This is a genomic window from Pseudomonas sp. St386 (genome assembly GCF_018325865.1).
GTDB lineage: Bacteria > Pseudomonadota > Gammaproteobacteria > Pseudomonadales > Pseudomonadaceae > Aquipseudomonas > Aquipseudomonas brassicacearum.
This window is the reverse complement of sequence record NZ_AP021900.1, coordinates 2,209,370-2,223,060: the sequence shown is the minus strand read 5'-3', so window position 1 is coordinate 2,223,060 and position 13,691 is coordinate 2,209,370. Positions and strand designations below refer to the sequence as shown.

The window sequence follows — 13,691 nt, the reverse complement described above, 5'->3', positions numbered from 1 at the left end:
AATGATCACAGGCTTTTTCATATTCGCCACAGTGTAATTGTCAGACGTGCTCGCTGCTTTTCAAACGGACCGGCGCATGCTCCGCCGCCCCGTGAACAGGCTCAGTCACCACGGGAATCTCGTTGCCATCGCAGTCGTGCAGCTTGCCATCGCTGAAGTAATCACCTTCACGAAGCGCCGCCAGGTCCTGGTAGCGCAACACTCGCTCGGTGCCGGCGGCGAAAACCGACTGCTGGTCGGAGTTACCGGCGGTGAAGTGGTTGAACGCCAGGTTCAGCGCGATCGCCATGATTGCCGAAGAACTGATGCCCGAATGAAAGATGGTCTCGAACCAGCTCGGGAAATGGTCATAGAAGTTCGGTGCAGCGATGGGAATCATGCCAAAACCAATGGAAGTGGCGACGATGATCAGGTTGACGTTGTTGCGGTAGTCGACTTTGGACAGCGTGCGGATGCCACTGGCAGCCACCGTGCCGAACAGCACGATACCAGCACCGCCCAGTACCGAGGTCGGCACCGCTGCGATCACCCGGCCCATGAACGGCAGCAGGCCGAGCACCACCAGGAAGACCCCGCCGGTCGCCACCACGAAACGGCTCTTGATCCCGGTCACCGCCACCAGCCCGACGTTCTGGGCAAAGGCACTCTGGGTGAAGGAACCGAAGATCGGCGCGATCATGCTCGACAGCATGTCGGCCCGCAAGCCGTTGCCCAGGCGCCTGGAGTCGACTTTGGTGTCGATGATCTCGCCCACCGCCAGGATGTCGGCGGAGGTTTCCACCAAGGTCACCATGATCACGATGCACATCGACAGGATGGCGGCGATGTGGAAAGTCGGCATGCCGAAATGGAACGGTGTCGGGAAGCCGAACATCGGGCCCTGGCCGACCGATGAAAAGTCCGCCATGCCGAGGAACACAGCGATGACGGTACCAATCACCATCGCCAACAGAATCGACAACCGCGAAATGGTTGCGTTACCCATTTTGCTCAGCAGGAGCACCAGCACAAGGGTCACTGCGGCCAGGCCGATGTTGGCCATGCTGCCGAAATCAGCGGCATGGCTGTTGCCCCCCATGGCCCAGCGCGCCGCCACCGGCATCAGGGTCAGGCCGATGGTGGTGATCACGATGCCGGTGACCAGTGGCGGAAAGAACCGGGTGATGCGTGAAAACACCGGGGTAATCAGCAAACCAATCAGGGACGCGGCGATCACCGCGCCAAGGATGGCTTGAAAGCCGCCTTCCCCGCCGCTGCCGACAATCGCCACCATCGTCGCCACGCCCGAGAACGATACGCCTTGCACCAAGGGCAGTTGGCAGCCGAAAAACGGCAGGCCGAGGGTTTGCAGCAACGTTGCCAAGCCCCCGCGAACAATGACGCGGCAATCAACAGACCGATGTCCGCGGGCGAGAGCCCGGCCGCCTGGCCGATGATCAATGGCACGGCGACGATGCCACCGTACATGGTCAACACATGTTGCAGGCCGTAAGCCATATTCGCGCCGACGCCAAGGTTTTCGTCCTCGGGCCGTGGGAGTGAAACATGGGGCGTTTTCATGGTTCGGGGATTCCCTGTTTTTTGTTATGGGCACACTGTATTCAAAACTCAGGACAAATGTCCATAGAGTTGTATACAACTTGTTGCCATACGCAGGAACAGGCTCCCCGGCCAACAGCCTTTTTATGGCTGGAGCAACCCCACGATCGCCGGCCGCAACAGCTCGCGCGGCGGTACGCGCAGGCCAAACTCTTGTTCGAGCAAGTCGATCAACTCATCGGCATCGGCGATCACCCGGCGCTCGCTCTCCTGCCCTATCCGGTGCACCGCATAGCTGTTGCCGTTCAGGGTCTTGCGCAACCCGTCACCGGTACGCGCGACCATCAACCGGCCCATGAACGGCGATTCCGGGTGACTGCTGACGTACCAATTACCGAGGGTGTAGTCGATGTCTTCCTGGCGTTGCAGATCGAACAGGTACATCGGCCGCCATTCGTCGGCGACGTTGGCGCGCAACATATAACCGTCCGCATGGGTTTCGATGCGGTACGGCTCATGGGGCGTTGCTTGGGCTTCACGGCTGTCCAGCAACAACGGCGCAGTGGGCACCATGCCACCAAAGCCGACGTCAGTGATGTAGCGCACGCCGTCGAACGTCACCAGGCTCAGCCGGTGGGTCCGGGCAGCCCAAGAGCCTTCAGGCGCGTTCATCACCACGCGCCCGGTGATGCCGCGGGCGTCGAAACCCAACTCCAGCAACAGCGCCAAAAACAGTTGGTTGAGTTCATAGCAATAGCCACCGCGCCCCTGTTCGAACACTTTTCGTTCGACCGATTCAAGGTCGACGGGCACGGGCTGACGCAGCAAGGTCGACAGGGTTTCAAAAGGGAATTCGGCGGTATGGCGCTGTTGCAGTTGGCGCAACGTGTCGAGGGTCGGCGCTGGGGGGGCGTCGAAACCCAGGCGCCGCAGATAGCGGGCCGTGTCGCTCAGTTGGGGGTGACTCATGAGGGGTGTCCTTTTCCAGGGTCGGCGCTGCGCTCACGACAAGCGCACTGCTATTGGGCGCCAGGTATAAGGCATTCCCCTCACAGAGACAACAATCGACCGGATGCCTCCCTGGTCACCGCCGCTTGCGTGACGCCAGCCGGATCCAGGTGGGCGCATGGTCACTGGGATGGGGTTGGTTCCGGACCCAGGCGTCCACGCCGGCCTCGCTCAGGTAGGCGCTGGCCGCCGGGTTGAGCAGCAGGTGATCGATGCGCAGCCCGGAGTTTTTCTGCCAGTGCTGGCGGAAATAATCCCAGAAAGTGTAGATCCGCTCGTCCGGATACAGGTGGCGCAACGAATCGGTCCAGCCCTGGTCCAGCAGCCGCAGGTAGCACGCGCGGCTTTCTGGCTGCAACAGCGCATCCTTGAGCCAGGAGCGCGGGTTGTAGATGTCCATGTCGGTAGGCACCACGTTGTAATCACCGGCCAGCACCACGGGGTGATCGCTGGCCTGCAACCCTTGGGCGTAGTCGATCAGCCGTTCGAACCACGCCAGCTTGTAATCGAACTTCGGACCCGGTTGCGGATTGCCGTTGGGCAGGTACAGGCAGCCCACCAGCACGCCATGCACCGCCGCCTCCAGATAGCGACTGTGATTGTCGTCATCCCCACCGGGCAAGCCTCGGCGGCTCTCCAGCGGCTGCGCGTCACGGGCCAGGATCGCAACGCCGTTCCAGGACGCCTGCCCATGCCAGATCGCCCCGTACCCCACCGACTCCAGCTCCGCCGCCGGGAAATCCTTGTCCACGGCCTTGAGCTCCTGCAAACAGGCAATGTCGGGTTTTTCCCGCTCCAGCCATTCCAGCAGGTTGGGCAGCCGGGTCCGGATGCCATTGATGTTGAAGGTCGCGATCCGAAGGTTTTTCATAGCGCCAGAACTCGAAATGCCAAGTCACAGTTGTGACCGACAACCGGACTGGGTGGTTGCAACAGGTTTTCAGGAACCCGTTTTCGGCAACGGCAGGCCACTCGCCAATAAGTGTGCAAAGGCTTGCTTGTCGATCGGCCGGCTGAGGAAATAACCCTGCACTTCGTGGCATTGGTCCGAGCCCAGTGAGCCGAGCTGGGCCTGGGTTTCCACGCCCTCGGCAGTCACCGTCAGCCCCATGGCCTTGCCCAGGTTGATGATCGCCTGTACCACGGCGCGGTCATTGCTGCTGTTGCTCATCGAAGCAATGAAGCGCTTGTCGATCTTGATGCCATCGAATGGATAGGTGCGCAGATAACCGAGGGACGAATAACCGGTACCGAAATCGTCCATGTTCAAGCGCACGCCCAGTTCCTTCAGGGCATTCATGACCTGCAGGGCGCCATCAACGTCGTTGAGCATCACGTTTTCAGTGATCTCCAGTTCCAGGCGACTCGCCGGGAAACGGGTTTCGATCAACACCTGTCGCACATCCTCCACCACATCGCTGCGCTCGAACTGCGCCGGCGACAGGTTGACCGAGACCATCAATTCTCCCGGCCAGGTCAGCGCGGTTTCGCAGGCTTCGCGCAATACCCATTGCGAAAGCGGGACGATCAAGTCGGTTTGCTCGGCCAATGGAATGAAGGCGTCGGGGCTCAACAAACCTTGGGTCGGATGCTGCCAGCGAACCAACGCCTCGACCGCCACGATCTCCCGACCATCGACGGTGTAGCGCGGCTGGAAATGCAGGACGAATTCGTTTTTCTTCACAGCCTGGCGCAGGTCGCTTTCCAGTTGGCGACGATGCTGGATCTGATCGTTCATCTGCGAGGCGAAATAGCACCAGGTTTTCTTGCCCTCGGACTTGGCCTGGTACAAGGCAATGTCGGCGCAGCGGATCAGTTCTCCGGGTGCATAACCCTGGCGGCGGCTGACAGCGATACCAATGCTCGCGCCGATGTGCAACGAATGGGTTTCGTAGAGGATCGGCTGCTGCAGGCTGTCGATCAGCCGCTCACAGAATCGGTCGATCTCAGTGGTGTGCTCCATCCCGTTGAGCACCACCACGAACTCGTCCCCTCCCAGGCGCGCCACCAGGTCTTGCTCGCGGGTGCAGTCGCGCAGTCGCTGGGCAACTTCCAGCAACACCGCGTCGCCGGCCGGGTGGCCGAGGGAGTCGTTGATCGGCTTGAAATTGTCCAGGTCGACCATCAGCAAGGTCAACGGTGCGGAATGCTCCTTGGCCACCAGCGCATCATCGAGGTGCCGCGCCAGCTTGTTACGGTTCGGCAGGCCGGTCAGCGCATCGTGCATCGACAGATGCTGGACCTGGGCATGGGCCGCCACCTCATCGGTGATGTCGCTGGCGGTACCGCGATAGCCCACCACCTCAGCCTTGTTATAGATCGGGCGTGCCGATACACGGCAGAAACGCAATTGCCCGGAATGATCGCGGTAGGAACAGCGCAAGTTGCTGGCGTTCTGTTCCTCCGTCAACTTGCCCAGCCAGAGGGCAATCGGCGTGGTATCGCAATACAGCAGTTGCTCGATGTCCTGCCCCAGCCATTGCTGGTCGGAAAACCCGGTGACCGTATTGAAACGCCCCGACAGATAAGTGATGCGTTGCTGCCCGTCGATTTCCCAAATCCAGTCGGAGGCCGCCTCGGCCACGGCCCGAAAGCGCTCTTCGCTGGCCTCGAGCGCATGCGCCGACTGTTCCAGGCTGTCGTAACTGGCGTCCACATGCCGTGCCGTGCGCAACGCATAGCGAGAAAAGTAGGCAGTCAGCAGTGCGAGAATAAACAATGCGCCACCCAGCGGCGGCACCAGGGACCAGAGCAATTGCTGGCCCGGCCGCTCCAGGCGGGACACCAGGCTGAAACCGGTACTGTCCAGCGGCACGGCCGGCTGGCCGGGCTCAAGCTCGATGTCTTTCTTGAGGTTCAAGTCGGTGAGGCCATAACTCTTGCCCAGCTTGCGCAGCTTGACCGGTGTCAGTTGGTCGACGAACAGCAAGACCGAGGTGCCTTTGGACTCGACCTGGGGCCGTTCGTCATTGGGCAGAATCACCGACGCCGTGACGATGGCCGGCCAGCCCTCGAACAAGGTGTAGCGGGTCGTGGACATCGTCAGGTCGGGCTGCGCCTGGAGCTGATCCACCAGGTTGGTCAGCGACGCATTCATATAAACCGCGGCATCACCTTGGACATTGCGCCCGCGCACCACGGCGTATTTGGTGCGTTGCCGATCAATGACAAACACACCCTCGTATTCATCGTTGGTGAACAGGGTCTTTCCCATGTTCTGTTCGGCGTAGGCCCATTGCACGTCGACCTCGCCGTTGAGGCGCTCGTAGGCCGTGGTCCAGTAGGCGTAACTGGCGATGTAGTTTTTCGCGGCGGTGGTGCGATTCTCGAGGGCGCGCTCGATATAGAAATGCGTCTTGCGCACATCCTCCGCGTCCAGCTTTTGCGCAATATCGAACAACGCGGCAACCGCCACCAGGATGCCCAGGACAAATAGTGCCCCGACCGCCACGACCAGGCGACGGGTAATCGGTGTGTGACGCGCAGTGTTTGAAGGGGTATCGGCAGCGGAATCCATTGATCTGCTCCTGTCCTGTCAACGCTGGCTCCGATCGAGAACGGTGAGGGTCCGCGGCCAGTCATGCTCCCAACCTTAGCACCCGCTGCCTGATCACTTGGCGAGCCCACGGTTTTTTGCGAAAGAACCTACACACCTCGTATATGGCACCAGCACAGTGTCTGAACAATGGACCGTGGCACGTTGCCGATGATTCCAACCGATCTCAACGATCCGAGCGCGCCAGTGTATCGAGCCCACTTTCCGTCGATAACACCGCCACACGGTTGCGGCCGCCGTGCTTGGCCTGGTAAAGCGCCGCATCGGCCCGCTGGATGAAGACTTCGATGCTGTCCAGGCCGCTGGGCACAAAGGCATAACAGCCCAGGCTCACCGTGAGGTGGCCGGTCGGGGAGCCGGAGTGGGTGATGTGCTTGTCGATGACGCTGCGGCGGATCTGCTCGGCCAACGCCATGGCCCCCGAAAGATTGGTGTCGGGCAACAAAACCGCAAACTCTTCGCCGCCATAACGCACCGCCAGATCGGCCTTGCGATGGCAACAGTCCTTGAGCACCTTGGCCACTTCCGCCAGGCAATGGTCCCCGGCCACGTGCCCATAGGCGTCGTTGTAGCGCTTGAAAAAATCGATATCGAGCATGATCAGGCTCAAGGGGCTGCGCTGACGGGCGCCCCGGCCGAACTCGATGTCCAGGGCACGCTCGAACAGACGCCGGTTCGCCAGCCCGGTGAGGCTGTCATGGGTGGCAATCAGCTCCAACGCTTGCTGAGCCTTGCGCAAGTCCGCTTCGATCCGTTCGCTGTTACGTACCTGGCGCACGAATACCCAGCCGAACAAGCAAATGCCCAGCACCACCAGACCGACAATCAGGCTGGATTGGAAAGCCCGGTCATGCCACCCCGACAGGATCGCGTCCTCAGACATCGCAGCAGTGACCACCAGCGGATAAGCCTGTAGATGCTGGTGTCCATACAGCCTGACGACACCGTCGATGGTCGAACGGATGAGTGCATCGCCAGACATCCCGCCGGTCAGGACATGGTTGTAGATGTGTTCCTCTGCCAGCGGGTGACCGATCCGTCCCTCATCGAAGGGGCGCCGGGCCAAGAGTGTCCCGTCAGACAAAGCCAGGGCCATCTCGCCTTGCTCATCCAGGCTGAAGCTTTTGAAGAATCGGTCGAAGTACGACATTTTGATGCCGGCCATCAACACGCCTTGGAAGTTGCCATCCTGATCGTTCAAACGGCGGGAAACGGGAATGATCCATTCGCCGTTTTGCCGGCTGCGAATCGCTGGGCCGATATGAGCGATCAAGGAGGCATTCTGTTGGTGGAAAGCAAAATAATCCCGGTCCGCCACCCCTGCGCCCCTGTGCAGGTTGTCAAAAGAGGTCACCACCCAGTGACCGTGCTTGTCGAACAGGAACAGGCCATGCAATTGCTCAAGCGATTGCACACGGCGGGCAAAGGTCTGCTGCAAGCGTGGCTGTACGGCGGGGCCGTAGCCATCGACCTGGATCCAATCCGTCAGACTGGCCAACACCAGATCAGTCTGGAGGAAGGTGTCCTGGGCCTGCTGGGCCATGGCCCGGGTAAGGGTCGCCGAAGCGACGCGGGCCGACTCCAGGTCGTGGCTGCGCGATTGCTCCAGTTGCAGGTAAAGCAGACCGCACAGGCACAGGCACACCGCCGCGATAAACGTAACCGCTGCCTTGAGCAACGGCAGGCGCTTCAAGGCACCGCCAGGGACATGGAAAGGATCGAAAATAGAGATAGGCAAGCGAATTCCTGAAGGGGGCAAAACATGAGCGAATTCGCTCAAAGCCCCCAATATTCGTGAGCTTAGCCTACCGCTTGTGAGGCGGCAATTTGCCCGTGCAGCAGAGCCGATGGGTGGCTGCAGTGGATCCAAAACCCCGCCTGCCAGCCGATAAAAATGCCCTCTTCAGAACGATGAACACTTGTGGCTAGGGCCGTCGCTCTCACCGTACCGGCGGCACCCGGATCTCCCCGGCGCGGCATTGTGTCCTGACGCCCCTGCCACACGCGGCGAACGCCAAGTCCTTGTCCATGCACACCCGCACTTCCGACAGTTGCGGCCCGCTGCAAATCACCGCAATGCCGTCGGGAGCGATGCCTGGATTGCTTTGGCGGAACAGCCGGATGATTTCATCAGCCTCGAAATAATACGAGGAATTGAATGGTTGCAGCTGCGGTGGGATTTTCACCGCGTCCAAGGCTTTATCGGCAACCTCCAGGTAGCCCATGGCACCCAGGCCACTGCACGTGCCGTGCTTGGACCATTCATGTGCCATCAACTTGCGGGTGGGAAACAAGGTCAGGCCCTTGTTCTGCTCCGCCGCCGTCAACGGCACCTGGGGCGCACAGGCTTGCGGCCACCCACCCCGGGTGTATTGCGGCCAGAGGCCATGGAGCACAAAGCCGTAGCCCTTGCCGGAACACTGCGCATCCTCCTGGTGAGTCAGGCAGAACGTCGGTGACCAGGACAGCGCCAGCAAGTAGTAATCAAACACCCCGGCCACGGATTGCGCCCGTGCGTTGCCGGATTCGCGGGCATTGGCCGCGCCCATGGAACCCAGTGTCAGTACGATCAGCACGACAATGGCAAGACGTTGTTTCATTGACCCACTCCTTGGGGCGATTGTGCGAAAGCGGGATGATCGGGCGATGATTGTTTCAACCTTGTGTTTCAACTGTTTGAAGGGCTGTTTTTCACAAGCAGACCTTTTTTACAAGCAAAGCTTGCCGGGGGCTATCTAAATTGCGTAACGCCTCATAACGTAGATCGCCTTTGACTTTTACGTGCCCCGTCGCCCATGAGCAAACCGACCCGAACCGATGACGAACGCCCCCTGACCAGACCCGACGCCGTCAGCCTGCGCGTGGCCTTCTGGTTCTGGCTCAAACTGGGCTTCATCAGCTTCGGCGGCCCTGCGGGGCAGATCTCGATCATGCACCAGGAGTTGGTGGAGCGCCGACGCTGGATTTCCGAACGACGATTCCTGCATGCCCTTAATTACTGCATGTTGCTGCCGGGGCCAGAGGCCCAGCAACTGGCCACGTACCTGGGCTGGCTGATGCACCGCGGTTGGGGCGGGATCATCGCCGGGACACTGTTCGTGCTGCCTTCGTTGTTCATTCTCATCGCGTTGTCCTGGCTGTACGTCGCCTTTGGCGAAGTGCCGATAGTGGCGGGCATTTTCTACGGCATCAAGCCAGCGGTAACGGCAATCGTGGTGCATGCCGCCCACCGGATCGGCTCCCGCGCACTCAAGAACAATTGGCTGTGGGCGATCGCCGCGGCGTCGTTCGCCGCGATATTCGCCTTCAACGTGCCCTTCCCGCTGATCGTGCTGGGTGCCGCCGTCATCGGTTACCTGGGCGGTCGCTGGGTACCAGAAAAATTCAGCCTGGGCGGCCACGATGACAAGCACCAATCCTTCGGCCCGGCATTGATCGACGATGACACCCCGCCCCCGGACCACGTCCGGTTCAGCGCCTTCAGGCTCGCCCGGCTGGTGATCATCGGTGCCCTGTTGTGGGCGTTGCCAATGGGCCTGCTGACCGCGGTGTTCGGCTGGGAAGGCACGCTGACGCAAATGGCCTGGTTCTTCACCAAGGCTGCATTGCTGACGTTTGGCGGCGCCTATGCGGTTTTGCCCTACGTGTACCAGGGCGCCGTCGGACACTTCGGCTGGCTGACGCCGACGCAAATGATCGATGGCCTGGCCCTGGGCGAAACCACGCCCGGGCCGCTGATCATGGTCGTGGCCTTCGTTGGTTTCGTCGGAGGCTACGTGATGCAGGTGTTTGGTCCCGAACAGGCGTTTCTCGCCGGGGCCGTCGCGGCCACGCTGGTGACCTGGTTCACGTTCCTGCCCTCGTTTCTGTTCATCCTGGCCGGCGGCCCGTTGGTGGAATCGACGCACAACGCGCTGAAATTCACCGCGCCGCTGACTGCGATCACCGCGGCGGTGGTCGGGGTGATCCTCAACCTGGCGTGCTTCTTCGGTTACCACGTACTCTGGCCCAACGGTTTTGCAGGTGCCCTGGACTGGCCGTCGGCAATCATCGCAATCGCAGCGGCCATTGCGCTGTTTCGCTACAAGCTGGGGGTGATCCAGGTGTTGCTGGCGTGCGGGCTGGCCGGGCTGGCGGTGCACTTGCTGCGCTAGACGAGGCGTTTGCTCAGGTACGTCGCCGAAGCCGGGCACAAGGTTTTGAATTGGGCCGTCGCACCGATCGAAGCAGGCGCCAGCGAGCGGTCCCGCGCCTGATAGCCCTGGCCGGTAAAAAACGCCGCGGCGCTGTCAGTCAGCAGATGGAGCTGCTCTACACCCTCACGTTTCGCAAACGCCTCGATAGCGGCCAACACCGCCGCGCCAGTGCCCTTCCCCCGCTGCCCCTCAAGGACAACCAGCGAACGTAGCAACCGGCCAGCCCCCTCCCCCTCGATGCCACCAAACGCCACAACAACATCTTGGTGGCTGAAGCTGAAGAACTGTCGACCAGGGTATGTCAGGTCGTCCACGGGAAGACCGGCCAGGGCGAGCGCATCGCGCAACGGTCCCAGGTCGTTATTGCTCAGTATTCTCATGTGCATGACTTGCTCCTCATAAATTGTTCCGGTAATCGTCATCGCACCGAAACTCAACAACACACCACCCCATGACCCAGCGCAAATGAACACCCCAGCCCATCAGCTAAGCTCAACCTATCATCACGACAGGGAATCGACATGAGCAAGGCAGACGAGCTAGCGGCCAAACTGAGGAAAACCCAGCAAACCCGCGCGGATACCGACAACTGCGCCGACCTGGCGATCGAGCACTGGCCCGCCCAGGTCTACGAACTGTATCGCCAGATCGAAATCTGGCTGGCGCCCGTGTGCGAGGCAGGCCTGGACATTCGGCGTAACCCCACCCATGTATTTGAAAGTCATTCCAGCGGTTCGACGTACAGCTACGCCATCGATCAGCTGGTGATCGAAGGCAATCACCAGCGCATTTCATTCGACCCGATTGCGCGTTTCTCGTCCAAGGGAGAGGGATGCATTGAAGTCCATATGAAGGGGCAGGAACACTGCATCGTGCGCACACTCGGCGAACATGGTGAATCGCTCTGGCATATCCAGGCACTGCGCCTGTCCGCACAACCGCGTCCTGAACCCGCCATGCTGGACGAGGACACCTTGCTCGCGCTGGTCGAGCAAGGCCTGGGGCTTTAACGCAAATGGGCGACCCTTGAGGTCGCCCTTTCAACTGTCTTTGGCTTTGCGCCCGCGCGAGGCCCCCTTCACAGGCACGCTGTTGCCATATTCCGTCCACCAGGTCGTCAGCGCCTCCATCGTCGGCCCAAGCCCTCGGGCCTTTTGCGTGATTTCGTATTCCACCCGCGGCGGCACTTCTGCGAACACAGTGCGAGACACCAGGCCATCTCTTTCCAGCTCGCGAAGTTGCGCCGTCAACATGTGTTGCGTGATGCCGGGAATGGCCTTTCGCAGTTCCCCAAAGCGGTAGATCCGCTGATTGAGCAACCACATGACTTCCAGTTTCCACTTGCCCGAGAGCAGCGCGAATGCGCGGCGCATTTGCTCGTGCATGCTGATGCTGGCGTGCTCATTAGTCTGGTTTTCCATACTAACCATCACTTTTTCATCCTTCTTGTGGGCTTTCATGTTAGGCGACATTCTCGCCTCTTGTCGATTCAACCCAGCCCACTCAGGAAGAACCTCATGATTGAACACTACCTCTACTGGATCAGTACCGCGGCGTTGGCCCTGCTTTACCTGGCGTCCGCAACGCTGTACGTCACCAAGAAGGCCTGGGTCGGCCAGGCGCTGGCTGACCTCGGTTACCCCAGCTATCTGGTACCGATGCTCACCGTCCTGAAAGTCCTCGGGGTGGTCGCCATCCTGTCGCGCACAAGTGTGGCGCTCAGCGACCTGGCTTATGCAGGCATGCTCTATCACTTGCTGTTGTCGGGGTCCGCGCACATCGGTGTGCGCAAGCCGCGCGGTGCAGTTCCTGCGGCGATAGGCATCGTGTTGCTGATCGCTTCCTTCCTGACCCAGAACGCGGTCCGCGAAGCTCCGTCGCCCTATGCCCCTGGCGCGGCGCAGCACCAGGTCATCCTCGACTGACGGATATTTACCTCAACCCACCGTGCTGTAGGGCGTTGCTTGCGTAGTCGATGAAGATTCCCGGAGCGCTGACCGAGCGGCCAGCACCGTAAGAACAGCGGCAACGCCCAACACCGCCGCACTGGTTTCGAACGTCGCGCGATAGCCACTCAGGTCAAACAGAAGGCCGCCCACTGTCGCGCCCGCGGCGATGGCAAGCTGGACGATCGCCACCATCAGGCCGCCGCCGGCTTCGGCATCTTGCGGCAGCGTTCGCGAAAGCCAGGTCCACCAACCTACGGGCGCCGCCGTGGCCACCAGGCCCCAAAGGCCGAGCAGGACGGTCGTGATCGTTACCGAGCCACCGAACCCCACCAGGGCAATGGCAATCGCGGCCATCAACAGCGGGATGACGATGAGCGTCCGATAGAGGTTGTTTTTCAGGCAGGCCCCGATCAGAAAGGTGCCCAGCAATCCCGCCACACCGATCACCAACAGCATGAAGGAGAGCATGGAAACGCTCACCTGCGTCACCGTTTCAAGGAACGGTCGCAGGTAGGTGAACAACATGAACTGGCCCATGAAAAATGTGCTGACCGCCAGCATGCCGAGTGCGACCGGTGCCCGGGTCATCAACTTGAAGACATTGGTACTGCCTTGCTTCGCCTGCGAAGGCATGGAGGGCAGGCGTAACAGCAGCCAGACCAGGGCGATGGCGGCGACGGGCACGATGCAGAAAAACGCGCCACGCCAACCGATGATCGCCCCCAGGAAACTGCCCAGCGGCGCAGCGATCACCGTCGCCAAGGCATTGCCGCCATTGACGATGGCCAGTGCCTGCGGAACCTGATCGTCCGGCACAAGCCGCATGGCCGTGGCCGCCGACAGCGACCAGAAGCCGCCAATCGCCACGCCGATCAACGCGCGACCGAGCATGAATACCGCATAGTTTGGTGCAAACGCCGCCACGGTGCCTGAAACGATCATCAGCAATGTCAGCCCCAAAAGGAGCCATTTGCGGTCGACCCGGGCGGCGATCGATGCGATGAACAGGCTGGTGATCAGGGCAAAGGCGCCAGAGACGGCAATGCCTTGACCGGCCTGCCCTTCGCTGACGTGAAGATCCGCCGCTACCGGCGTCAGCAAGCTGACTGGCATGAACTCCGAGGCAACGAGCACGAATGCGGCGAGGGCCATGGCAAGTACCGCGCCCCAGGCGGGCTGGACTTGTGGCGATGAGTTATCTGTCATTGGAGGACAATCCTGTGTTTCTTTGATGGATCTGTGGGCAGATTGACGGCGGCATATTCAACACCACTGTCTCAGGCAGACCGCTATCGCGAGCAAGCTCGCTCCCACAGTTTTGAATGGGGGTGTTCACATATTTCGTGCCCGCCACACCTCCCCGTGTGGGAGCGAGCTTGCTCGCGATGACAGCGGCACATCCAACATCACCGCCTCAGGCAGACCGCTTTCGCGAGCGGTCCG

11 protein-coding genes and 1 pseudogene are annotated in these 13,691 nt (G+C 60.8%); 3 read left to right on the top strand and 9 right to left on the bottom strand.

The features are described from left to right. Positions 1–40: 40 nt before the first annotated feature. The 6 genes and pseudogenes from KI235_RS09780 to KI235_RS09755 form a co-directional block, all read right to left on the bottom strand. Positions 41–1,560 (bottom strand): annotated as a pseudogene (locus KI235_RS09780) (nucleobase:cation symporter-2 family protein). A 123-nt stretch (positions 1,561–1,683) separates the two neighbouring features. Then, entirely contained in the window at positions 1,684–2,508 is an 825-nt protein-coding gene (locus tag KI235_RS09775; protein WP_003199829.1) for an arylamine N-acetyltransferase, read from the bottom strand. A gap of 115 nt (positions 2,509–2,623) precedes the next feature. After that, complete coding sequence (gene xth, locus KI235_RS09770; RefSeq protein WP_212795658.1) at positions 2,624–3,418, bottom strand: exodeoxyribonuclease III; 795 nt, start codon at positions 3,416–3,418, stop codon at positions 2,624–2,626. Between the two features lie 69 nt (positions 3,419–3,487). After that, entirely contained in the window at positions 3,488–6,064 is a 2,577-nt protein-coding gene (locus tag KI235_RS09765) for an EAL domain-containing protein (protein WP_212795657.1), read from the bottom strand. 205 nt (positions 6,065–6,269) lie between these two features. Then, on the bottom strand, positions 6,270–7,841 hold the full coding sequence (locus KI235_RS09760) for a GGDEF domain-containing protein (RefSeq protein ID WP_003199824.1): 1,572 nt from the start codon (positions 7,839–7,841) through the stop codon (positions 6,270–6,272). A 202-nt stretch (positions 7,842–8,043) separates the two neighbouring features. Next, positions 8,044–8,703, bottom strand: a complete 660-nt coding sequence (locus KI235_RS09755; RefSeq protein WP_212795656.1) for a ribonuclease T2 — start codon at positions 8,701–8,703, stop codon at positions 8,044–8,046. Between the two features lie 195 nt (positions 8,704–8,898). Between KI235_RS09755 and chrA the strand changes: the two genes are divergently transcribed. Further along, positions 8,899–10,257 carry a chromate efflux transporter gene (chrA, locus tag KI235_RS09750; protein WP_212795655.1) on the top strand — a complete coding sequence of 453 codons (1,359 nt, stop codon included), beginning with the start codon at positions 8,899–8,901 and terminating at the stop codon, positions 10,255–10,257. Here chrA and arsN2 read toward each other — a convergent pair. Further along, positions 10,254–10,685, bottom strand: coding sequence for an arsenic resistance N-acetyltransferase ArsN2 (gene arsN2, locus KI235_RS09745; protein ID WP_212795654.1), 432 nt, complete (start codon positions 10,683–10,685; stop codon positions 10,254–10,256). The two genes, chrA and arsN2, sit on opposite strands and share 4 nt — an antisense overlap. A gap of 135 nt (positions 10,686–10,820) precedes the next feature. On the opposite strand from arsN2, the gene KI235_RS09740 reads away from it, so the two are divergent. Continuing rightward, entirely contained in the window at positions 10,821–11,309 is a 489-nt protein-coding gene (locus tag KI235_RS09740) for a hypothetical protein (RefSeq protein WP_060613680.1), read from the top strand. Between the two features lie 30 nt (positions 11,310–11,339). On the opposite strand, the gene KI235_RS09735 is transcribed toward KI235_RS09740, so the two are convergent. Next, positions 11,340–11,759 carry a helix-turn-helix domain-containing protein gene (locus tag KI235_RS09735; RefSeq protein ID WP_280527338.1) on the bottom strand — a complete coding sequence of 140 codons (420 nt, stop codon included), beginning with the start codon at positions 11,757–11,759 and terminating at the stop codon, positions 11,340–11,342. A 57-nt stretch (positions 11,760–11,816) separates the two neighbouring features. On the opposite strand from KI235_RS09735, the gene KI235_RS09730 reads away from it, so the two are divergent. Further along, complete coding sequence (locus KI235_RS09730; protein ID WP_003199813.1) at positions 11,817–12,224, top strand: DoxX family protein; 408 nt, start codon at positions 11,817–11,819, stop codon at positions 12,222–12,224. Between the two features lie 12 nt (positions 12,225–12,236). Here the strand turns inward: KI235_RS09730 and KI235_RS09725 are convergent, their stop codons facing one another. Then, positions 12,237–13,454: an MFS transporter gene (locus KI235_RS09725; RefSeq protein ID WP_013692642.1), complete on the bottom strand. Its 1,218-nt coding sequence runs from the start codon at positions 13,452–13,454 to the stop codon at positions 12,237–12,239. Between the last annotated feature and the right edge of the window lie 237 nt (positions 13,455–13,691).

What these genes read in the sequence shown, in the direction of transcription:
- KI235_RS09775 (WP_003199829.1), bottom strand. Translation starts at nt 2,508, where the DNA reads ATGAGTCACCCCCAACTGAGCGACACGGCCCGCTATCTGCGGCGCCTG.
- xth (WP_212795658.1), bottom strand. Translation starts at nt 3,418, where the DNA reads ATGAAAAACCTTCGGATCGCGACCTTCAACATCAATGGCATCCGGACC.
- KI235_RS09765 (WP_212795657.1), bottom strand. Translation starts at nt 6,064, where the DNA reads ATGGATTCCGCTGCCGATACCCCTTCAAACACTGCGCGTCACACACCG.
- KI235_RS09755 (WP_212795656.1), bottom strand. Translation starts at nt 8,703, where the DNA reads ATGAAACAACGTCTTGCCATTGTCGTGCTGATCGTACTGACACTGGGT.
- chrA (WP_212795655.1), top strand. Translation starts at nt 8,899, where the DNA reads ATGAGCAAACCGACCCGAACCGATGACGAACGCCCCCTGACCAGACCC.
- arsN2 (WP_212795654.1), bottom strand. Translation starts at nt 10,685, where the DNA reads ATGCACATGAGAATACTGAGCAATAACGACCTGGGACCGTTGCGCGAT.
- KI235_RS09740 (WP_060613680.1), top strand. Translation starts at nt 10,821, where the DNA reads ATGAGCAAGGCAGACGAGCTAGCGGCCAAACTGAGGAAAACCCAGCAA.
- KI235_RS09735 (WP_280527338.1), bottom strand. Translation starts at nt 11,759, where the DNA reads ATGAAAGCCCACAAGAAGGATGAAAAAGTGATGGTTAGTATGGAAAAC.
- KI235_RS09730 (WP_003199813.1), top strand. Translation starts at nt 11,817, where the DNA reads ATGATTGAACACTACCTCTACTGGATCAGTACCGCGGCGTTGGCCCTG.
- KI235_RS09725 (WP_013692642.1), bottom strand. Translation starts at nt 13,454, where the DNA reads ATGACAGATAACTCATCGCCACAAGTCCAGCCCGCCTGGGGCGCGGTA.